The sequence below is a fragment of the Streptomyces sp. NPDC048057 genome (assembly GCF_040653095.1).
Classification (GTDB): domain Bacteria; phylum Actinomycetota; class Actinomycetes; order Streptomycetales; family Streptomycetaceae; genus Streptomyces.
Genome location: NZ_JBEZNF010000009.1, coordinates 244,866 through 263,806 on the forward strand (window position 1 = coordinate 244,866; position 18,941 = coordinate 263,806).

The 18,941-nt window shown below is 73.1% G+C and carries 21 protein-coding genes and 1 tRNA gene; 6 read left to right on the forward strand and 16 right to left on the reverse strand.

What is annotated here, in order from left to right:
* Both AB0E05_RS13180 and AB0E05_RS13185 read right to left on the reverse strand, forming a co-directional pair.
* Positions 1 to 774: an ABC transporter ATP-binding protein gene (locus AB0E05_RS13180; protein WP_361962462.1), complete on the reverse strand. Its 774-nt coding sequence runs from the start codon at positions 772 to 774 to the stop codon at positions 1 to 3.
* A gap of 120 nt (positions 775 to 894) precedes the next feature.
* Positions 895 to 1,986, reverse strand: a complete 1,092-nt coding sequence (locus tag AB0E05_RS13185; RefSeq protein WP_361962464.1) for a hypothetical protein — start codon at positions 1,984 to 1,986, stop codon at positions 895 to 897.
* Positions 1,987 to 2,196: 210 nt separating this feature from the next.
* On the opposite strand from AB0E05_RS13185, the gene AB0E05_RS13190 reads away from it, so the two are divergent.
* Positions 2,197 to 3,102 (forward strand): NADP-dependent oxidoreductase, encoded by a 906-nt coding sequence (locus AB0E05_RS13190; protein ID WP_361962466.1) that lies wholly within the window; start codon positions 2,197 to 2,199, stop codon positions 3,100 to 3,102.
* Positions 3,103 to 3,112: 10 nt separating this feature from the next.
* Here AB0E05_RS13190 and AB0E05_RS13195 read toward each other — a convergent pair whose 3' ends face one another.
* The 7 genes from AB0E05_RS13195 to AB0E05_RS13225 all read right to left on the reverse strand — a co-directional run bounded on the left by AB0E05_RS13195 (position 3,113) and on the right by AB0E05_RS13225 (position 11,721).
* Positions 3,113 to 4,381: an oxygenase MpaB family protein gene (locus AB0E05_RS13195; protein WP_361962468.1), complete on the reverse strand. Its 1,269-nt coding sequence runs from the start codon at positions 4,379 to 4,381 to the stop codon at positions 3,113 to 3,115.
* A gap of 65 nt (positions 4,382 to 4,446) precedes the next feature.
* The gene (locus tag AB0E05_RS13200; protein WP_361962470.1) at positions 4,447 to 5,583 is read right to left on the reverse strand and encodes a polyprenyl synthetase family protein; all 1,137 of its coding nucleotides are present in this window, start codon (positions 5,581 to 5,583) and stop codon (positions 4,447 to 4,449) included.
* Positions 5,583 to 5,963, reverse strand: a complete 381-nt coding sequence (locus tag AB0E05_RS13205) for a hypothetical protein (protein ID WP_361962472.1) — start codon at positions 5,961 to 5,963, stop codon at positions 5,583 to 5,585. The genes AB0E05_RS13200 and AB0E05_RS13205 overlap by 1 nt, the downstream gene beginning before the upstream one ends.
* A 297-nt stretch (positions 5,964 to 6,260) precedes the next feature.
* Positions 6,261 to 7,145, reverse strand: a complete 885-nt coding sequence (locus tag AB0E05_RS13210; RefSeq protein WP_361962474.1) for an acyl-CoA thioesterase II — start codon at positions 7,143 to 7,145, stop codon at positions 6,261 to 6,263.
* Positions 7,146 to 7,349: 204 nt separating this feature from the next.
* Positions 7,350 to 9,005, reverse strand: a complete 1,656-nt coding sequence (locus AB0E05_RS13215; protein WP_361962476.1) for an ABC-F family ATP-binding cassette domain-containing protein — start codon at positions 9,003 to 9,005, stop codon at positions 7,350 to 7,352.
* A gap of 82 nt (positions 9,006 to 9,087) precedes the next feature.
* The gene (locus AB0E05_RS13220; protein WP_361962478.1) at positions 9,088 to 10,761 is read right to left on the reverse strand and encodes an ABC-F family ATP-binding cassette domain-containing protein; all 1,674 of its coding nucleotides are present in this window, start codon (positions 10,759 to 10,761) and stop codon (positions 9,088 to 9,090) included.
* Positions 10,762 to 10,995: 234 nt separating this feature from the next.
* A complete protein-coding gene (locus AB0E05_RS13225) occupies positions 10,996 to 11,721 on the reverse strand; it encodes an adenosylcobinamide amidohydrolase (protein ID WP_361962480.1) in 726 nt (241 codons plus the stop codon).
* A 237-nt stretch (positions 11,722 to 11,958) separates the two neighbouring features.
* On the opposite strand from AB0E05_RS13225, the gene AB0E05_RS13230 reads away from it, so the two are divergent.
* The gene (locus tag AB0E05_RS13230) at positions 11,959 to 12,666 is read left to right on the forward strand and encodes a DinB family protein (protein WP_361962481.1); all 708 of its coding nucleotides are present in this window, start codon (positions 11,959 to 11,961) and stop codon (positions 12,664 to 12,666) included.
* Positions 12,667 to 12,694: 28 nt separating this feature from the next.
* Here the strand turns inward: AB0E05_RS13230 and AB0E05_RS13235 are convergent, their stop codons facing one another.
* Positions 12,695 to 13,885 carry an SUKH-4 family immunity protein gene (locus tag AB0E05_RS13235; protein WP_361962483.1) on the reverse strand — a complete coding sequence of 397 codons (1,191 nt, stop codon included), beginning with the start codon at positions 13,883 to 13,885 and terminating at the stop codon, positions 12,695 to 12,697.
* Positions 13,886 to 14,184: 299 nt separating this feature from the next.
* Here AB0E05_RS13235 and AB0E05_RS13240 point away from each other — a divergent pair, with 299 nt between their 5' ends.
* Positions 14,185 to 15,300, forward strand: a complete 1,116-nt coding sequence (locus AB0E05_RS13240) for an FAD-dependent monooxygenase (RefSeq protein WP_361962485.1) — start codon at positions 14,185 to 14,187, stop codon at positions 15,298 to 15,300.
* Between the two features lie 9 nt (positions 15,301 to 15,309).
* Here AB0E05_RS13240 and rpsR read toward each other — a convergent pair whose 3' ends face one another.
* Genes rpsR through rpmG form a run of 4 tightly spaced genes read right to left on the reverse strand, consistent with a single transcriptional unit; the run spans position 15,310 to position 17,205 of the window.
* Positions 15,310 to 15,546: a 30S ribosomal protein S18 gene (rpsR, locus tag AB0E05_RS13245; RefSeq protein WP_361962487.1), complete on the reverse strand. Its 237-nt coding sequence runs from the start codon at positions 15,544 to 15,546 to the stop codon at positions 15,310 to 15,312.
* A gap of 54 nt (positions 15,547 to 15,600) precedes the next feature.
* Complete coding sequence (locus AB0E05_RS13250; protein ID WP_361962489.1) at positions 15,601 to 16,752, reverse strand: GTP-binding protein; 1,152 nt, start codon at positions 16,750 to 16,752, stop codon at positions 15,601 to 15,603.
* Positions 16,752 to 16,997 carry a type B 50S ribosomal protein L31 gene (locus AB0E05_RS13255; RefSeq protein ID WP_361962491.1) on the reverse strand — a complete coding sequence of 82 codons (246 nt, stop codon included), beginning with the start codon at positions 16,995 to 16,997 and terminating at the stop codon, positions 16,752 to 16,754. The genes AB0E05_RS13250 and AB0E05_RS13255 overlap by 1 nt, the downstream gene beginning before the upstream one ends.
* A 43-nt stretch (positions 16,998 to 17,040) precedes the next feature.
* Positions 17,041 to 17,205, reverse strand: a complete 165-nt coding sequence (gene rpmG, locus AB0E05_RS13260) for a 50S ribosomal protein L33 (RefSeq protein ID WP_361534422.1) — start codon at positions 17,203 to 17,205, stop codon at positions 17,041 to 17,043.
* Positions 17,206 to 17,272: 67 nt separating this feature from the next.
* On the opposite strand from rpmG, the gene rpmB reads away from it, so the two are divergent.
* From rpmB to rpmF, 3 genes are read left to right on the forward strand one after another with little or no spacing between them, the layout of a single operon-like run.
* Positions 17,273 to 17,509 (forward strand): 50S ribosomal protein L28, encoded by a 237-nt coding sequence (rpmB, locus tag AB0E05_RS13265; RefSeq protein WP_361962493.1) that lies wholly within the window; start codon positions 17,273 to 17,275, stop codon positions 17,507 to 17,509.
* On the forward strand, positions 17,509 to 17,814 hold the full coding sequence (rpsN, locus tag AB0E05_RS13270; RefSeq protein WP_361962495.1) for a 30S ribosomal protein S14: 306 nt from the start codon (positions 17,509 to 17,511) through the stop codon (positions 17,812 to 17,814). Before rpmB ends, rpsN begins: the two co-directional genes overlap by 1 nt.
* Before the next feature lie 29 nt (positions 17,815 to 17,843).
* Positions 17,844 to 18,014, forward strand: coding sequence for a 50S ribosomal protein L32 (gene rpmF, locus AB0E05_RS13275; protein WP_361962497.1), 171 nt, complete (start codon positions 17,844 to 17,846; stop codon positions 18,012 to 18,014).
* A 182-nt stretch (positions 18,015 to 18,196) separates the two neighbouring features.
* Here rpmF and AB0E05_RS13280 read toward each other — a convergent pair.
* Together AB0E05_RS13280 and cas2 are read right to left on the reverse strand one after the other, a co-directional pair.
* Positions 18,197 to 18,278: transfer RNA gene (locus AB0E05_RS13280), tRNA-Arg, on the reverse strand.
* 396 nt (positions 18,279 to 18,674) lie between these two features.
* A complete protein-coding gene (gene cas2 / locus AB0E05_RS13285) occupies positions 18,675 to 18,938 on the reverse strand; it encodes a CRISPR-associated endonuclease Cas2 (protein ID WP_361962499.1) in 264 nt (87 codons plus the stop codon).
* Positions 18,939 to 18,941: the final 3 nt, after the last annotated feature.

The following is an 18,941-nucleotide window of genomic DNA, read 5'->3' on the forward strand; positions in this document are numbered from 1 at the left end:
TCACCAGTTCCCGAGGTGGGTCATGCGCTCGGCGACCTGCTCCGCCGACGGCCGGTGCAGCTCACCGGCGCGCCGACCGTCCGCGAGGAAGACCACCGAGTCCGCGTAGGAGGCGGCGACCGGGTCGTGGGTGACCATCAGGACGGTCTGGCCGGTCTCGTCGACGATCTGCCGGAACAGCCGCAGCACCTCCTGGCTGGTGCGGGAGTCCAGGGCGCCCGTCGGCTCGTCGGCGAGCAGTGCGTCCGGCCGGGTCACCAGCGCCCGGGCGATCGCCACCCGCTGCTGCTGACCGCCGGAGAGCTGGCCGGGCCTGCGGTCGACGTGGCGGGCCATGCCGACGCGCTCCAGGACCTCCCGCAGCCAGGCGCGGTCGACCGGCTTGTCCGCCAGCCGCGGCACCAGCGTCACGTTCTGTCGCACGGTGAGCGCGGCCATCAGGTTGTACGCCTGGAAGACGTAGCCGATGCGCTCCCGGCGCACCGCCGTCAGCGCGGCCTCCTTCAGTCCCGTCAGCTCCGTGTCGCCGAGGTACACCCGGCCGGAGGTGGGCTTGTCGAGACCGGCGAGGCAGTGCAGAAAGGTGCTCTTGCCGGAGCCGGAGGGGCCCATGACGGCGGTGAAGCTGCCGCGGGGCAGGGCGAGGGAGACGTCGTTCAGCGCGGTGACGGCCTGTTCCCCCGAACCGTACGTCTTGGTCACCGCCTCCAGCCGCATGGCGGCCGTCGTCCCGGTGTTCCCGTGGTGCGCGGTCGGATGCCAGACCGATGTCATGTGCCCTGCCCTCTCGTGTTGCTGTGACGAGGACAAGTCAACGCCGGGCGGGCGTTCGGAACGATCCGCCTGGCTGGCCTATTGGTGGTGTAGCGCGCTACACCACGGCGGTGCGCACGGCTACGGTTCGCCGACCGCCGACACCGTCTGCGGGTCGTAGCAGTCGCAGGAGACGACCGTCGCCGGCGCCCCCTTGCGGGCGGGCACCGCGATCAGCGCGTTCACACTGCTGACCTCGGTCACCCGCCGCCACTGCCGTCCGCCGCCGCCGAGCAGCACGTCGGTGTCGGACCCCTCGTCGAACACCACCGTGCCGCCGCCCCGGCCCACCACCTGGTGCTCGCGGGTCAGGGTGCACGGCACCAGCGAGCCGCCGGTGGACAGCCGGAACACCGGCGGTTCGGCGTCCTCCTGCGCGCGGTACGCGTAGCTGCGCTGGAGCGCGTCGTCGGCGAGCCCGTTGGCGTACGCCACCAGGTCTTCGGTGAACGGGCCCGCGGCGAAGCGGTCGGTGGGCGCACGGCCGTCGGGGACGGTGAAGCTCAGGCGCGCCGCCAGGTCCCGGCACGCCGCGCGGGCTTCGGACGCCCGCGAGGACAGCCGGACCGTGCCCGTCGCCGCGCGGTCCAGCGTCGGCAGCACCGGCGGCTTCGTCCGCATCTTGCCGGTGGAGACCTTCGGTGGGGCGGCGGGCGGCCGGTCCGCGCCCGGGTCGGTCACCACCCACGACGACGCGGCGGCCCGCCACGGGCCGCCCTCCTCCTCCTGCACGAAGTAGTGCAGCGCCGACTGCCGGTCGTCCTCGCGCCCCCGCCACTTGCTGATCGACGCGAACCACCGCGGGTACGCGTCGGCCTTCCCGGACGGCAGCAGGAACGTGGGCCGGGTGAACGAGGTGACGGGCACCTTCCGGTGCGCCTTGCGGGCGATCGCGTACTCCGCCAGGGACTCCCGCAGCAGCGCCCCGGTCTGCACCCGGGCGATCGCGGTGTCGTCGAGCGCGGCGTCGGCGGCTGCGTTGACCTCGGCGTACTCCTCGAACGCCGTCAGCGCCTCCTCGGCGCGCAGCGCCGCCGACGTGGTGACGGGCGAGGCGGAGCCGGACGCGTCCGACGGTTTCGACGCGCCCGAGGGCGCGGTGCTGCACCCGGCGGTCAGGGCCAGCAGGCAGACGAGCCCGATCGCCCCCGGCCCGGTGCGTCGTCGTGTCACGGCGTGCCGCCTCCCCGTCGTGTGCGCATCACGCCAGGGTAGGCGAGCCCTGCGGGGCGCGGTGCCCACGCCCCCTCCTCGTCCGTTCGGGTGCCCGGCCCCGCCGCGGGAAGCGCTCCGCCCCGCGCGCGGCGGCGCCGCGGCCTACCGTGACCAGTCGAACGGCGCGAGGAGCGCACGCGGAGCGGGCGACGGGAGAGGGCGACAGCGGTGGAAGCGATCCAGTACGAGGAGTTCGGCGGGCCCGAGGTGCTGCGGCTGCGGGAGGTCGACGATCCGCACGCAGGCCCCGGTCAGGTCCGGCTGCGGGTCGTGGCCGCCGCCGTCAATCCGTACGACCACAAGATCCGCAGCGGCTCCCTCCAGGGCGTCTTCACCACCCCGCTGCCCCAGGTCCCCGGCGTCGAAGCGGCCGGCGTCGTCGACGAGGTCGGCGCTGGCGTGACCCATCTCGCCGTCGGCGACGAGGCGTTCGGCTTCACCGACACCGGCGGATACGCCCCGTACGCCCTGGCCACGGTCGTCGTGCGCAAGCCGGACGGGCTCTCCTTCGAGGAGGCCGCGGCCCTCCCGACCTCGGCGGAGACCGCGCAGCGCGCCCTCGGCCTGCTGCACCTGGAAGCGGGGGAGACGATCCTCGTCCACGGCGCTTCGGGGAGCGTCGGCTCGGCAGCCGTGCAGATGGCGCTCTCCCGCGGGGCGCGGGTGATCGGCACCGCGTCCGCCGCCCGCCACCCCGCGCTGCGGGCCCTCGGCGTGACGCCCGTGGCCTACGGCGACGGCCTGGTGGCCCGGGTCCGTGCGGTCGCCCCCGACGGGGTGGACGCGGTCCTGGACACGGCCGGCAAGGGGGCGATCCCGGACTCCATCGAACTGCGCGGCGGCACCGCCGAGCGCATCGTCACCATCGCCGACCCGGACGCCGCGCGGTACGGGGTCGTCTACACGTCGAAGGCCGAGCGCAGCGTGGACCAACTCGCGGCCCACGCACGCCTCGCGGCGGAGGGACGGCTGCGCATCCCGGTCGGCGAGGTGCTGCCGCTGGCCCAGGCGCCCCGCGCACACGCCGACAGCGAGCAGGGCAGCGTCTCCGGGAAGATCGTCCTGAAGCTCTGAGGGCCACCTCTCAAGAAGGCGCGCCCCCGGTGGGGGTGAGCGGCGGCGGGCTCCAGCGGTCCAGGCGCGCCTTCGCCGAGGACACGCCGTAGTCGTTCTTCAACTGCTCCGGGATGGCGTACTGCATCACCCGCCCCCGCGTCAGCGAACTCAGCTCGAAGATGCTGGTGTAGTGGCCGAGGCGGTCCAGGGCCCAGGCGGCGAGCGGGGAGCGGTCCTCCAGGGTCTCCAACACCCCCAGCAGCGCGGGTGCGGCGCGGATCGCGGAGTCCCACACCGCGGAGCGGGGCACGTCCAGCCAGTCGGCGACGGTGTCCCCGACGAGGTAGCGGATCATCGCCGGGACGACCGGGTCGAAGACCGTGCCCGGGACGACCTCCTCGTAGAGGTCGATGAGTTGGCGGGTGAGGTGGACGCCCTCCTCCGAGGGGCCCATGTGCCGGGTGAGGTACAGATCGCCGAAGAGCCGCGCCTCGTCGAGGTCCTTCGGCATGTGGTCCAGGTCGATGCCGAGCATCGCACCCACCACCCGCCAGGCGTAGTAGTACGCGTCGGCGCCCTCGTTCGACATGTGGATGCCGAGCCGGTGCAGGGAGTCGAGGACCGTGAGGGAGAAGGCGACCTGGCCGCCGATCATGTCCTCCAGACAGATCGGCACGCCCAGGTTCGCCACGTCCCAGCGGCCCTCGCGCTGGAGGTGGTGGCGGATCGACGCGTGCAGCAGCCGGACCTTCTGGGCGGCCGGGATGAAGCGGCTGCCGGCCTCGAAGGCGTTCGACTGCATGAGGTAGACGGTGAACTGCCCGGTCTCCGCCATGCGCCGGGAGGGGTACTCCAGCGAGTGCGTCGCGCTCAGCAGCTTCGCCACGTGCGGGATCGCGTAGCAGGCGGGCATCGAGGCGAAGGAGAGCGCCGTCGAGACGTGGACGTTGTTGTCGATGAAGAAGAGCCGGGCCCGCTCCATCTCGCCCCAGTCCACCCAGGAGGGCGGCATCGCGGTCGCTTCGAGGTACTCGCGGGCCACGTCGGGCAGCCCTTCGGGGAGGTCCTGACCGGCGGTGGAGAACCAGCGCATCAGGGTGTTGAACTTCCCCATCTCGCCGCGCTCGAACAACTCCGTGACCGTGGCGTCCGCCAACTCGTCGCCGACCAGGCGCAGGGAGTCGAGGGACGCGTCGGTGTACGCCGGGACGGTGCCGCCCCGTCCGCTCCCGGCGTCCTGTCCGGCTCTGTCGGTCCGGTCGGCTCCGGCCGTCTGTTCTGCTCCGGTGGAGGTCATGGCGCTGGCTTCCTCTCGATTCGTACGAACTCGGGTGTCGGGCGCGGTCAGGGGCAGGGCCGCGGTCAGGCGGCCCGGGCCAGGCAGTGCCGCGCCAACTCGTGCAGCGCCGCGGCGACGTGCGGCGCGAGCAGCCCCGCGTCCAGCGCCGCGTCCACGACCTCGGCCGCCGCTTCGGCGCGTGCGGCGATCAGGTCCTCCACCTCGCGGCGGGCCCCGGTGCGCTCGGCCAGCTCCCGGAACCGGTGGAGTCGCTCCGCCCCGGCGCCGGGACGCCGCTCCGACATCAGCCGCAGCTCGCGCCGTTCGCCGTCCGACGCCAGCTGCTTCATCAGGGCCAGCAGGACCGTGGGCCGGGCCCCGTCGATGTCGTCGAGGTTCGACTTGCCGGTGGTGTCCGGCGTGCCGAACACGCCCAGGAGGTCGTCCCGCAGTTGGAACGCCTCGCCGAGCGGTACGCCGTAGGCCGTGAACACCTCCAGCAGCGCGGGCGGCGCCCCGCCGAGGAGGGCGCCGATGTGCAGGGGGTGTTCCACGGTGTACTTCGCCGTCTTGTACCGGACGATCTGGAGGGAGTCGCCCGGGTCCACGGCGTCGTCGGCGCCCGGGCGGGTGCGCAGCACCTCCAGGCACTCCCCGGCGACCAGCTCGCGGGCGAGCGTCGCCCACAGAGGCCGGGCCCGGTTCAGATACGCGCTCGGCAGCCCGCACTCCGTGAACAGCTGGCCCGCCCAGGAGATCAGCAGGTCGCCGGTGAGCAGCGCCAGGGCCCGTCCGGCGGACGCCCGGCCGGCTCCGCCCGGCCACCCCTTCCGCGCCGGCACCAGCGCCCGGTGCGCGGTGGGCAGACCGTGCCGCACCGGGCTGTGGTCGATGATGTCGTCGTGCACGACGGCCGCCGCGTGCACCAGCTCCATGGCCGCCGCGGCCCGGACGACGTCGTCGCCGTCGTCCCGGCCGGCGGCCCGCCAACCCCAGTAGCAGAACGCCGCACGGAGCCGCTTGCCGCGGGACACGATCGACCGGAGCTGGTCGCCGAGCGGCTTCAGCTCGGGGTCGATCGCCTCCAGCAGCGCCGTCTCGTCCCGGGCGAACACGGCCAGTTCGTGATCGACGCGCGCCTTCAGCGCGCTCAGGGGGACCGCGGTCTGCTCCGGGCCCCCGTGCCGTGCGCCGGCGCTGCCGGTCGCGGCCGTGGTCATCAGCCGGTGCCCTCGGGCGCGGCGGCCGACGCCTGGCCGGTCGCGCCTGCCGGGGGACCGGCCTGCGCCTCGCGGAGCTGTCGCGCCACCAGCTCCATGTGCGGCTCGCCCAGCGCGACGGACCCGATTGACGGCACCGGCAGGGGGCGGGTCGGGCCCAGGCCGCTGTTGCGCCCGCGGGCCACCAGGTCGTCGCGCACGTCGCCCGCCAGGTCGAGCAGGTCGGATCTGCTCAGCAGGGCGCGCACCCGCCGTAACGCCCCCTCGGCCTGCTCCAGCACCAGGTCCACGGCTCCGGCCACCGCCAGGACCGCCTCGTCGGAACGCCGGCCCGCACCCGCCCCGGCCCCCTGTTGCTCCTGCTGTCGCTCCTGCGCCATCAGCCCGCCCCTCCCTCGGATGCTTCTGTCGTCCGCAACGGGCTGCCCACCGCTCATCGCACTACTCCGAAAATCCATCGATCGGGTGACGCGATGGGCGCATTGGATGTCGGAGTGGTGATCCGTGCACGGCACGCTCCCCCTGGCTCAGCAGCTGCCAGGCAATGGATGGGCCGGATGCGTTTGGCCCCGGATCATTGCTGCTGGCGCACCCGGACCGGGACGCGAAGGAGCTCGCGACCGCGGCCTGAGCGGGGCGCCCGGCGAAAGGCCGCCGGGAAGGGCCCCGCCGGGGATTCACCGGGCGGACCTCGCCGGCCGCAGCACCGCCTCCTGGACGACGTGTGCGATCAGCCGCCCGTCGTGGCCCCACACGTCGGCGAAGGCGAGCCCCCGGCCGTCCGCCGCCGACGGGCTGCGCTGCGAGAACAACAGCCACTCGTCGGCCCGGAACGGCCGGTGGTACCAGATGGCGTGGTCCAGCGAGGTGATGAAGACCGAGGACGGCTCCTCCCGCAGCGGGCGCGGACGCTCCAGCGACAGCGCCGTGGTCGGAGCGAGCAGCAGGTCCGACGCGTACGCCAGGGCGCAGGCGTGCAGCAGTGGATCGTCCCCCAGCGGATCGGTGGCCCGGATCCACAGCTTCTGCTCGGTCAGTCCCGGCGCCGTCGGCTCCGCGGGGCCCGGCAGGCGCCGCACCTCCAGGGCGTCGGGGAAGACGAGCTGCTCGAAGTCGGCGGGGGAGGTCTGCGCCCACAGCTCGAAGAGGTCCGGTACGGCGTCGGGGTCGGGCGTCGCCGGCATCGCGGGCTGGCGGTCGTAGCCGCTCTCGGCCGACTTGAACGACGCGGAGAGCGTGAAGATCACCTCGCCGTCCTGCTGGGCGGTCACCCGTCGGGAGGAGAAGGTGCGCCCGTCGCGCAGCCGCTCCACGGCGTACACGATCGGCCGGGCCGGATCGCCGCCGCGCAGGAAGTACCCGTGCAGCGAGTGCACGTCCGGCTGCACCCCGCCGCCCACCGTGCCGCCGGCGGCGGTGAGCGCCTGGGCCGCGACCTGTCCGCCGAAGGCGCGCAGCGGCAGTCCCTCGTGGCACCAGCCCCGGAAGAGGTCGCGGTCCAAGCGCTCCAGGCTGAGGAATCCGGTCAGGCTCCGAGTTCCGGCAGGGACGGTCTCGCGCATCCCGACCTCCGTTCCACAGGGTTCGACACAGGGCTACCAGCGCAGCATAAGTAAATATTCGCTAACTGCCTAGGGTGTGGGTGATCGGCCACTTGTCGCCACTTGTGCTGGGCGGGCTTTGGCGGTCGTGGAGCGCCTCGGTGGCCGTGAAACCCACCTAACTCGACGCTAGGTGGGACCCGGCTGGCGCGTACTCCGTACCGGCTACGCCCGCACCCCGTCCACCGGCGCGGCCGTCATCCGCAGCTCCCGCCCCTGCCAGCGCCGGCGCAGCCACCGGTCGTGGCTGGCCACCACGATCGCCCCCGGCCCGCTGCCCAGCGCCGCCTCCAACTCGTCGCAGAGCCTCGGCGACAGGTGGTTCGTGGGCTCGTCCAGCAGCAGGAGCGCCGGCGGGCGGGCCACCAGCAGCGCCAGCGCCAGCCGGCGCCGCTGACCGACCGACAGGTGTCCCACCGGCTTGTCCAGGTCCGCACCGTGCACCAGGCCCAGCGAACCGAGGGGCACCGCCTCCGCCCGCTGCGCGCCGAGCGAGCGCAGATAGGTGTCCCGCACGGTGCGCTCCGGCCGGTCGAAGACGGTGTCCTGCGCCAGCAGCCCGACCGTCACCCCGTCCCGGCGCCGCACCGCCCCGTCCGCCGCGAGCCGGCCCGCGAGCACCGCGAGCAGCGTGGACTTGCCCGTCCCGTTGCCGCCGGTGACCAGCAGCCGCTCCGTCGGCGACACCTCCAGGTCTGCCACGGCCAGCCGACCCGGCACCCGTACGTCGCGCAGCGCGATCAGCGGACGCTCCCACTCGTCCGGCTCCGGCACCGCCTCTGCGGCCAGCTCCGTGCGCCGCAGCCGCAGCGGCTCCGGCGGCTCGTCGACCTGCGTGCGCAGCAACTCGTCCAGCCTGCGGGCCGCGTTCCGCACCCGCCGTGACACCTGCTTCTGCACCCGGTCGGTGCGGAAGTCGTACCCCATCTTCTCGTTGTCCCGCCGCTCCCGGTCCGGCGCGACGAGCCGTGCGGTGACGCCGACCGAGTGGCGCAGCGCGACCAACTCCTCCTGCTCCTGTGCGTACCGCCGCTCCCAACGCAGCCGCTCGGCCCGCTTCTGCGCGAGATAGGCGCTGTAGTTGCCGCCGTGGCGCACCGGTCCCTCGACGGCCGGATCCAGGTCGACGACGTCCGTGCAGACCGCGTCCAGGAACGCCCGGTCGTGGCTGGCGAGCACCACCGCGCCCGGCAGCCCCCGCACCTGCTCCTCCAGGAACGCGGCGGCGTCGTCGTCCAGGTGGTTCGTCGGCTCGTCCAACAACAGCGCCGAGGGCCGCCGCACCAGCAGCGCGGCCAGCGCCAGCCGTCCGCGCTGCCCACCGGAGAGCGACCCCACCGGCCGGTCGTGCCCGAGCGACCCGAGGCCGAGCCCGTCGAGGACGAGGGCGGCGCGCCGGTCGGCGTCCCAGGCGTCCCGCTCCTGGGCCCGCTCCAGACGCCGGCCGTACGCGTCGAGCAGTTCGGCGTGGCCCGGCGCGTCCTCCGGGACCCGGGCGATCTCCTCGCTGAGGCGCGCCAGTTCGGCCAGGTCCTCCCGGGCCTCGCGCAGCGCGTCGGCCAGGACGTCGGCGATCGTCCAGGGCGTTTCGTACGACACCTCCTGACGGAGGAAGCCCACGTCGGCGGGGCGGGTGACGGAGCCGGACTCGGGCTCGTCCACCCCCGCCAGCAGTCGCAGCAGAGTCGACTTGCCGACTCCGTTCTCCCCGATCAGCCCGATGCGGTGACCGGGGGAGGCGGTGAGGCTGACGCCGTCGAGCACGCGTCGGCCGGCGAGGACGCGGACGAGGTCATGGGCGAGCAGGGCGGGTTGCGGCATGGTGGTGTCCGTCCAACGTGATCGTTCGCTCGGCCCGCGGGCGACTGCCTCGGGCGGGCCCGGTCATCGACACGTCAGCGGGTCACACCTGGGCCGCTCCCGTCTCCGTCAGCTGTCCGTCCGCCAGCCGCAGCCAGCGGTCCACCCCGATCTGCGCCAGGAACCGCTCGTCGTGGCTGACCACCACGAACGCACCCCGGTACGACGCCAGCGCGCCCTCCAACTGCCCCACGCTCACCAGGTCGAGGTTGTTCGTCGGCTCGTCCAGCAGCAGCAACTGCGGGGCCGGCTCGGCGCACAGGACGCACGCCAACGTGGCGCGCAGCCGCTCCCCGCCGGAGAGCACGCCGACCGGCAGATGGGCCCGGGCGCCCCGGAAGAGGAAGCGCGCGAGCAGGTTCATCCGCTCGGCCTCCGGACGGCTGGGGGCGAACGCGGCGAAGTTCTCCGCGACCGTACGGTCCGGCGTCAGCAGGTCCAGCCGCTGTGAGAGGTACGCGACCCGGCCGTCCGCCCGCCGGACCTCCCCGCCCTCCAGTGCCAGGTCCCCGCTGACCAGCCGCATCAGCGTGGTCTTGCCCGCGCCGTTCGGGCCGGTCAGCGCGATGCGCTCGGGCCCCTTGACCGTCAGGTCGACGCCCGCTTCGCCGAACGCGGCCCGCTCGCCGAGCCGCGCCTGCATGCCCTCGCCGAGGAAGAGGGTGCGCCCGGCGGGCACGTCGGTGTCCGGCAGGTCCAGCGTGATGCGCTGCTCGTCGCGGAGCGCCCGGCCCGCCTCGTCCAGCCGGGCCTTCGCCTCGCTCACCCGGGAGGAGTGCATCTGTCCGGCCCGGCCCGCGGACTCCTGCGCGCCCCGCTTCATGTTCCCGGCGAAGATGCGCGGCAGACCGGCGTTCTTGAGGTTGCGCGCGGCGTTGCTCGCCCGGCGATCGGCGCGCTCCCGGGCCTGCTGCAGCTCCCGCTTCTCGCGTTTGAGTTCCTGCTCCGCGTTGCGCACGTTCTTCTCGGCGACCTCCTGTTCGGCCCGCACCGCCGCCTCGTACTCGGTGAAGTTCCCCCCGTACAGGCGCAGTTCGCCGCGGCCGAGTTCGGCGATGCGCTCCATCCGGTCCAGCAGCACCCGGTCGTGGCTGACCAGCAGCAGACAGCCCTGCCAGCCCTCCAGCACGTCGTAGAGCTTGTGGCGGGCTTCGAGGTCGAGGTTGTTCGTCGGCTCGTCCAGCAGCAGCACGTCCGGGTTGCGGATCAGCTGGGCCGCGAGCCCCAGCGAGACGACCTGGCCTCCGCTGAGCGTGCCGAGGACGCGGTCCAGGGCGAGGCCGTCAAGACCGAGCCGGTCGAGCTGGACGCGGGTGCGCTCCTCGATGTCCCAGTCGTCGCCGATGGTCGCGAAGTGCTCCTCGGCGACGTCCCCGGACTCGACGGCGTCCAGGGCCCGGATCACCGCGTCCACGCCCAGGACCTGGGCCACGGTGAGGTCGGCGGTCAGCGGCAGGCTCTGCGGCAGGTACCCCAGCGTGCCGTTGACGGTCACCGAGCCGGTGCCGGGTCGCAGCTCACCGGCGATCAGCTTCAGCAGGGTGCTCTTGCCGGCGCCGTTGGGCGCGACGAGTCCGGTGCGGCCGGGGCCGACGCTGAAGGACAGGTTCTCGAAGACGGGGGTGTCGTCGGGCCAGGCGAAGGACAGGTTCGAGCAGACGACGGAATACGCAGAAGACGCAGCGGACGCAGCGGACGCAGCGGAATGCGAAGACATGGACATGGAGCCACCTCGAAAGAGACGGTGCGGAGGGCGACGCAGCGCGCACAGGGGGCTGTCGCCTCGGCAGACGGGGAAGGGGGACGACTGGGAGGCCACTCGCGGCGGTGCTCCGATGCACCGGCCGGTGGCCGTCAGGTCCGGGTATCACCCGGAGATGTCGTCGTCACCCACCGACATGTCTGCCACTCCTCGACTACATGATGATCTTCCCGGGGAGTGTAACACGCGTCACGGAGTGCTTGCGGGGCTCCGCAGGTCAGCGGCGCCTTGTGGCCGTGGCGCGGGCACCGACGTCCGTACGGCCTCGTACACGGCGCGCGCCAGCCGGGCGCCCCACAGCGAGCGGGGACCGGCGAAGGGGTGGACCTCCGCGCCGTCGCGGGGGGTGCGCGCGGCGACGCAGACGGCGTCGGTGGGCGTGCCGGAGCAGTCGTATCCGGCCCTGAGCAGGGCCTGGACCTTGGCTTCGGTGGCGGTGGCGACCGCGTTCACCAGGGCCGCGTCGGTGAGGGCGACCGGCAGCGCGACGATCACGTTGACGGTGCCGGGCGGGGTGGTCGCGGACGGGCCGGTGTCCGGGGCGGCTGCCCAGCCGCGGACCCGGAGGCCGGCGGTGGCGACCGCGTCCACCCCGCCGTCGTGCCCGCGCCCGTACGCGCCGACGTCGGCGGCCGTCATGAGGCCGACCCCCGGCCCGAACACCCCGGCGGCGTCGGCCAACTCGGCGAGGTGGGCGTCGGGGTCGGTGCGCCGGTAGCCGTGGGCGACCTGGGCGTTGAGGACCCAGGAGCGCTCGCCCAGCCCCCCGCCGAGCACGGCGCTGCTGATCATCCGCCAGCCCGGGCCGGCCCGCCACAGCAGGGCGTGCAACTGCTGACCGTCCTCGGTACGGGTCGTTCGGTGGATCGACAGCGGTCCGGCGGCGACGCGGGGCGACGGGACGGCGACGCTCACCTGAAGCACCTCTCGTTCGACGGATGGCGGACGGAACGGGCCGATCGTACGCGTACGGCCCAGGCCGCGACCCGGCGCGGGATCCGGAGCCGGACCCGGCGTGAGGGCCGTCCCGCACCCCGGTCCGTGAGCCCTTCCGTGCACCGGTACGGAAAGCCGTCGCGCCCGGCGGGGGCGGACCGCTAGCTTGCGCTGGAGCACTGCCCGCGAGGTGCGCGGGTGCGAAAGGAGCAGGACATGGGGGACGGGCAGGTACGGATGGACCGCCTGGGCTTGCTGCTGGAACAGTTCGACTGGGCCAGGGAGACGGCGGAGGTGCGGCTGGCGGGGCTCAGCGACGAGGAGTACCTGTGGGAGCCGGTGCCCGACTGCTGGTCGATCCGGCGCCGGGCCGACGCGACCACGCCGAGGGCGTTCGGCCCGGGGGAGTGGCTGCTCGACCAGGGCGCCCCGGACATTCCGGCGAGCGAGTACGCCGAAGTCGCCCGGCAGGTCGCCGACGGCATGACCGTCGCGAAGATCGCCGAGGACTGGAGCGTCAGCGTCGAACGGGTCGAGCAGGTCCTCGCCCACGTCGGCCCGCCGCCGCCCGACAACGCCCCGGTCACCACCATCGCCTGGCGACTGGGCCACCTGCACTACTGCTTCGCGGGCGAGTGGGAGTGGACCTTCGGCGAGCGGCGCCAGGACCCCAAGCTGATGGTCGACTTCAGCCCCTCCGCCGACGTGGCGCTGGAACGCTTCTGGGCGACGATCGACCGCTGGCGCGAGGGCGCCGCCACCGTCACCGAGGAGCAACTCGACACCGTCGGCTTCTCCCAGTACCCCTACGGCTCCGCGCCCGACGACCCGTACGCCTTCGTGCTGACGGGCAGCAACCTCGAATTCATCCACCACATGGCCGAGATCGCCCTGCTCCGCGACCTGTGGCGGACCCGCCCCTAGGTCTTTGGGGAAGATCCGGGGGCCGGGCTCAGAGCACCCCGCCCGCCTCGTCGTGGAAGACCTCCGGCCAGTACCGGAAGTCGTCCGGGTCCGAGGCGGGCGCACAGGCGACCGGGTCGACCGAGGCCAGGACCTCCACCATGGTGTCGGCCAGGGGGTGGTAGAAGTCCTGCGTGAAGTCGTGCTCCTCGTTCGCCTCCTGCTCGCACTGGTGCAGCCACAGGGTGAACGCCAGCGTCGACACGTCGGTGTTCACCGGCACGGCCTCGGCGCTGTCGAACGGCGCATAGAAGAGCGCGCCGCTCCGGCCGTCGAGCAGCACCTCGAAGTCGTGGACCAGCCCGCCGAGCACGATCAGGTGCTCCGCGTCGGCTGGCAACGGCCCGTCGCCGGCACGGTCCTGTGCGACGACGGGCAGCGGCTCCGCGGCCGGCCCGGAGAACATGATCCCGTCACCGGGCAGCCCGACCTCGGTCAGGAACCGCCGGGTCGGCCCGTGCACCAGGGCCGACGGCAACTGCGCTTCGGACAGCCGCACCACCTCGTCCGCCCCGAACGCGTCCTCCAACAGCCCTGCCGGCAGGTCCAGCGCCAATCCGTCCCCCGCACCGGCCATCAGCCCGAGCGGTCGGATCACCGCGGCGATCCGCCAGAGCGCCGGTATCGCGTGCTCCCCGTCCGACGGGGGCTCGGCCGCGCCCCATCCGTCCTCGCCCCACTCCTCCTCGTCGAACACCCCCGTGAACAGCGCCTCGGCCTCCCGCACCGCCTCCGGTCCCGACCGCCCGGCCAGCGCCGCGAACCGTCCGCGCCTGCCCCGGAAGTCGTCCACCGCGGCCAGGAACCGGAGCAGCGCGTCGACCGAGGGAGCGAGGGGGAACACCTCCGCCGTGCCGGGGGACTTCTCGTACAGCCACATGCTGTGCACCCGGCCCGTGGACCCGTCGACGACGACCTCCTCGCCCTCCGGGTCCCCCTCCACCACCAGGTGACCTATCAGCACCAGCTCCGCCAACTCCCCGTCCAGCGCCTCCGGATCGCCGCCGAGCGCGATCAGGTGCTCGCGGACCGTCGGCGCCACCGGTGCGGCGAGCGGATGGAAGCTGACCAGCCCGTGCCCGTGCAGCCCCGCACGTCGGGTGAGTGCCCGGCGCGTGGGCTCGTGGACGATCGACGGGTGCAGTGCGTGCTCCGGTACGACGACGTGGCTCGCGAACATGGTTTCCCCAGGGGTGTGGTGCGAGTGCTGTTGTACGAGTGGTGCGGTGAGGCTGCGCGGTGCGAGTTGGTGACGGTGTACGAGTGCAGTGGTGTACGAGCGGTGCGGTGTGCGTTCGACCAGGACCACGGTAGGCGCCGCCACTGACAATCGCCCCGCGACCGCTTTTGACCAGGCTCTACGGCACGGCTCCCGCGTACGGAGCCGGTCCTGCGGGACGGTGGACCCGCCCCCGTACGCCGCCCGCCCACCGCCCGTAACCGGTGCGCGGGCCGACCGACACGACTCCGGATCGCGCCATGACCCCCTTACGCATCCTCATCGCCGGCGCGGGCATCGCCGGACTGGCCCTCGCCCGCGCCCTCGCGGACCACGGCGTCCGGGCCGAGGTCGTCGAACGCGACGCCCAGCTCCGCAGCGCGGGCGCCGGCCTCTACCTCCCCGCCAACGCCGTCCGCGCCCTGACCCGCCTCGGTTACGGACCCGCCCTGGCCGAACGCGCCCACCCCGTCACCCACCAGCGCGTCCTCGACCACCGAGGCCGCCCCCTCACCGGCTACCGGGTCAGCGACGTCTGGGACGGGGTCGGCGACTGCTGCGCCCTCAGCCGCCAGGACCTCCACACGATCCTGTACGCGGCTGTCGACCCCGACACCGTGCGCACCGGGGTTGCCGTGCAGCACGCGGCGCCGGACGGCTCCGTCACGTTCTCCGACGGCCGCCGGCAGACGTACGACCTGGTCGTCGGCGCCGACGGCGTCAACTCCGCCGTACGCCACAGCGCCTTCGCCGGCACCGCTCCCCGCTTCCTCGGCCAGATCTGCTGGCGCTTCCTCGCCCACCACGTGAGCGACCCCGCCACCGCGTGGACCGCCCGCCTCGGGCCCGGCGGCCGTACCTTCCTGACCGTGCCCCTCAGCCGCGACCGAACCTATTGCTACGCCGACGTCAACAGCGCCACCCCTGAACCACCCGTCGGGGACTGGCGCGAGCGCTTCGCCGACTTCACCGGCCCCGTGCCCGACCTGCTCGACCAAGGCGCCTACGCCCATGTCGCCCCGCTGTACGAGATCGACCCGACCTCCTGGACCCGCGGCCGTACGGTCCTCATCGGCGACGCCGCGCACGCGTGCTCGCCGAGCATGGCCCAGGGCGGTGCCATGGCCCTCGAAGACGTCGTCGTCCTCAGCGAACTCCTCGCGGGGGTCGTCCCGTCGCCGACCGCGGACCGTGTCGCCGACGCGCTGGCCGCCTACCGGCTCCGCCGCGCCGCCCGCGTCCACTGGGTCCTCACCCAGAACCACCGCCGCGACCGCGCCCGCAACCTCCCCACCCCCCTGCGCAACCTCGTCCTGCGCGCGGGCGGCACCCGCCTCATCCGCGCCAACCACGCCCCGCTCCACCCCGAGCCGTAAGGCCACCCGTCAACGGCCGGCGTACGGCAGCAGGGCCATCTCCCGCGCGTTCTTGATGGCCGCGGCGATGGCCCGCTGCTGCTGGACCGTCACACGGGTGACGCGACGGCTGCGGATCTTGCCGCGGTCGGAGATGAACCGTCGGAGCAGGTCGGTGTCCTTGTAGTCGACGTAGGTGATGCCGGCCGCGTCGAGCGGGTTGGGGCGGGTCGCGGCGGGCTTGCGGGGGTGGGGTCGGCGGGTCATCGGGATCTCTCCTTGTGAGGGCGTACGTGACAGGGGGCGCCAACGGGTGGCGGGTCAGGCGGCGTCGAGGAGGGCGTCGAAGGCCGCGGGCAGCTCCTTCCACGCCTCCCGCCCCGACGCGTACTCCGTGTCCGTCAGCAGACAGGAGTCGAGGAGCCGCTCCAGCCCGTCCCGGTCGAGCCCGGGCGAGGTGAAGACGAGGTGCTGGCAGCAGTCGCCGTGGTCGGGGTGCCAGTCGAGCGCCGCCGCCGCACGCCGTACCGGGGGAACCATCTCCCACGCCGCGTCCGGCAGCGAGGCCAGCCACGGGCCGGCGCTCTCCACGCACAGCGCCCCGCCCGCCGCGTCCCAGGCCAGCAGCGTGTCCGGCCGGTCCGCGAGCCAGAAGCGCCCGCGGCTGCGGGCCGCCGCGCAACACAGGTCCTCCAGCGCGTCGTACAGCCGCTCCGGATGGAACGGCCGGCGGCGGTGCCAGACGAAGGTCGTGACGCCGGCCTCGTCCGCGTCCTGGGGCAGCAGCGCGCACGCGGGGTGCTGCGCGGCTGCCGTGGCCTCGACGTCGAAGCCGGCGATCGCGGCGCCGACGAGTTCCAGCGAGCGGGCCGGGACGCGCCGCGCGGTGGGGTGCAGCTGAGCCAGGAGCGCGCGGTCCTCGGCGTCGGCGTCGGCGTTGTCGACGACGGCGAGCACGGGGGCGTACTCCAACTGTCGGGCCCAGGTGTCACCGACGGTCCGCCCGTCCGTGGGGGCCGCGGCCAGCCCGACCTCGGCCAGGTCGTCGCCGTTGCCGAGGTACGGCAGGACGAGGGCCGGGTCCACGGCCGTGATCACGCTCGTCACCAGCAGACGGTCCCCGCCACACGCGGCGATGACCTCCGCCATGGCCTTCGGCTCGACCGAGTCCCACAGCTCGACGACGGCGAGTCGGGCCGTACCGTCGTCCGCGAGCCGCTCCAACTCGGGCACGAGGTCCTCGCGCAGCGCGCAGCACGCGCAGTCGTTGACCAGCGGGGTCCTCGCCCGCGAGAGGACGCCGGAGGCGTCGCGCACGGTGCGCAGGACGGTGCGGTCCGGCGCCGCGGTCAGGTCGTGGTGCAGCGCCGCACTCCCCGGCACGTTGCGCAGCAGGTGCTCGACGACCTCCTTGCGGGCGTCGGAGTGCAGCCCGGCGACGATCGCGACGGGCAGTCGGTGTGCGCGGTCCATCAACGGGCTCCGTAGCGGCGCTCGAAGCGCTCGACCCGGCCGGCGGTGTCGACCACGCGTGCGTTGCCCGTGTAGAAGGGGTGGCTCGCCGACGAGATCTCCACGTCGACCACCGGATAGGTGTTGCCGTCCTCCCAGACGACGGTCTTCTCGCTGGTCATGGTCGAACGGGTGAGGAAGGCGGCGCCGGAGGCCGAGTCGCGGAAGACGACGGGCCCGTAGGCGGGGTGGATTCCAGGCTTCAAGGCAGGGGTCCTTTCGATGGGTGCGGGGCCGGTTTCCCGCGGGTCAGCGCTCTTCGCGGAAGAGGACGTGCCGGCGGACGACGGGGTCGAACTTGCGCAGGACCAGCCGGTCGGGGTCGTTGCGGCGGTTCTTGCGCGTCACGTAGGTGAATCCGGTGCCCGCGGTGGAGCGGAGCTTGATGACCGGACGGAGCTCGTTGCGTGCCATGGAGGTAGTATATGGCAATGGTTTTCATTACCAGTAAAACTCCCGGCGAGAGGGGCAGCACCCGCCCATGTCCACCCACTGCCAACTGACCGGCGCCAAGCCCGGCTTCGGCAACTCCATCTCCCACTCCCACCGGCGCACCTCGCGCCGCTTCGACCCGAACGTCCAGCGCAAGCGGTACTGGCTGCCCAGTGAGCGGCGGTACGTCCGTCTGGTGCTGAGCACCAAGGCGATCAAGACGGTGGACGCGATCGGCATCGAAGCCGCCGTCGCCAGGATTCGAGCACGGGGAGGGAAGGTCTGATGGCGAAGAAGAGCAAGATCGCGCGGAACGAGCGGCGCAAGGACGTCGTGGCGCGGTACGCGGCCCGCCGCGCCGAACTGAAGGAGATCATCCGCCGCCCGTCCTCCACCCCGGACGAACGGGCCTCCGCCCTGGCCGAACTGCGCCGTCAACCGCGCGACGCCAGCGCCACCCGGGTCCGCAACCGCGACAGCGTCGACGGCCGCCCCCGCGGCCATCTGCGCGCCTTCGGCCTCTCCCGCGTACGGATGCGCCAACAGGCGCACGCCGGGTTCCTGCCGGGAGTCACCAAGTCGTCCTGGTAGGCCGCACGTCCCACCACCGAGGAGCCCTCATGGCCGTCCCCAAACGCAAGACGTCCCGCAGCAACACCCGCCACCGCCGCGCCCAGTGGAAGGCGACCGTCCCTCAACTGGTGCCGGTCACGATCGACGGCGTGGTCTACCGGGTGCCCCAGCGCCTGGCGAAGGCGTACGAACGGGGCTTGATCCGCCCCGAAGGCTGACCTCCGACCCGCCGCTGTCGCTGCGCCGTCAGCGGGCCGGGCCGGGGTGACGCCCGGACGTTCATCTCCCTGGAGCCGGGGCGCGGACAACGCGCCCCGGCTTTCACCTTGACGTGCCCTTCACTGCCCCGATCAAGCGCATCCGACCAGCAAAAACGCCCTCCCGTAAGGGAGGGCACCAGTGGCGCCCCCGGCAGGACTCGAACCTGCGGCCAAGCGCTTAGAAGGCGCTTGGTCGTGGGGGCGGTATTGGGGTGCTGACCTGCGGTGATGAGGAGGGGAGCTGTTCCAAGCGGGCCATTTTTCGGGATCTCGGGAAGGCTGCCTGACGCTTGTCTCAGTAGCGGGTTGGGAACCCTCCAGGACTCATGACGACGGGCTGGGACGGGGACCAGCTGCGGCAGTACAGCACGTTGCGAACCCTCCAGGGCTCATGACGACCCGCACGGTCGCCTCGTACCCGGTGCTGCCCGGCGTGTTGCGAACCCTCCAGGGCTCATGACGACCTCGTGGCTCGCAAGGCTTCGCCGCCCGGCACCCCAGTTGCGAACCCTCCAGGGCTCATGACGACCCGAGGGTAAAACCCCAGGTCAGACGGCTCCCACGTGCACCTTCGCCCGACGATTCCGCAGCAGTTCGACGGTGATGCATCCGCGCAGGTCAGAGGATGTCCCCCGGCCCACCCAGCGCAACCCCGAGCGTCGCCGCCTCGACCATGTCCGGTGAGCGTGCCGTGTACGTGACGATGCTGTCGTACTCCGGGTCGATCACGCTTCCCAGCGCGGCCATCAGCGCCCTGTACTGCGCCGCGGACAGCTCGCCCTGGAAGACGCTGCGCTGGGTCCAGTGCAGGTACTTCCGGCACGTCTTCAGTACCTTCGGGTTGCGCTCCACTGCCGTGTCGTACACCAGGATGACGAACAAGTC

Bases quoted from the DNA above. Each gene is read 5' to 3' on its own strand.
- rpsN (WP_361962495.1), top strand. From the start codon at position 17,509: ATGGCGAAGAAGAGCAAGATCGCGCGGAACGAGCGGCGCAAGGACGTC.
- AB0E05_RS13215 (WP_361962476.1), bottom strand. From the start codon at position 9,005: ATGCCGCAACCCGCCCTGCTCGCCCATGACCTCGTCCGCGTCCTCGCC.
- AB0E05_RS13250 (WP_361962489.1), bottom strand. From the start codon at position 16,752: ATGGACCGCGCACACCGACTGCCCGTCGCGATCGTCGCCGGGCTGCAC.
- AB0E05_RS13195 (WP_361962468.1), bottom strand. From the start codon at position 4,381: ATGACCTCCACCGGAGCAGAACAGACGGCCGGAGCCGACCGGACCGAC.
- rpmB (WP_361962493.1), top strand. From the start codon at position 17,273: ATGTCCACCCACTGCCAACTGACCGGCGCCAAGCCCGGCTTCGGCAAC.
- AB0E05_RS13180 (WP_361962462.1), bottom strand. From the start codon at position 774: ATGACATCGGTCTGGCATCCGACCGCGCACCACGGGAACACCGGGACG.
- AB0E05_RS13235 (WP_361962483.1), bottom strand. From the start codon at position 13,885: ATGTTCGCGAGCCACGTCGTCGTACCGGAGCACGCACTGCACCCGTCG.
- AB0E05_RS13220 (WP_361962478.1), bottom strand. From the start codon at position 10,761: ATGTCTTCGCATTCCGCTGCGTCCGCTGCGTCCGCTGCGTCTTCTGCG.
- rpsR (WP_361962487.1), bottom strand. From the start codon at position 15,546: ATGACCCGCCGACCCCACCCCCGCAAGCCCGCCGCGACCCGCCCCAAC.
- AB0E05_RS13205 (WP_361962472.1), bottom strand. From the start codon at position 5,963: ATGGCGCAGGAGCGACAGCAGGAGCAACAGGGGGCCGGGGCGGGTGCG.
- AB0E05_RS13200 (WP_361962470.1), bottom strand. From the start codon at position 5,583: ATGACCACGGCCGCGACCGGCAGCGCCGGCGCACGGCACGGGGGCCCG.
- rpmF (WP_361962497.1), top strand. From the start codon at position 17,844: ATGGCCGTCCCCAAACGCAAGACGTCCCGCAGCAACACCCGCCACCGC.
- AB0E05_RS13240 (WP_361962485.1), top strand. From the start codon at position 14,185: ATGACCCCCTTACGCATCCTCATCGCCGGCGCGGGCATCGCCGGACTG.
- AB0E05_RS13230 (WP_361962481.1), top strand. From the start codon at position 11,959: ATGGGGGACGGGCAGGTACGGATGGACCGCCTGGGCTTGCTGCTGGAA.
- AB0E05_RS13210 (WP_361962474.1), bottom strand. From the start codon at position 7,145: ATGCGCGAGACCGTCCCTGCCGGAACTCGGAGCCTGACCGGATTCCTC.
- rpmG (WP_361534422.1), bottom strand. From the start codon at position 17,205: ATGGCACGCAACGAGCTCCGTCCGGTCATCAAGCTCCGCTCCACCGCG.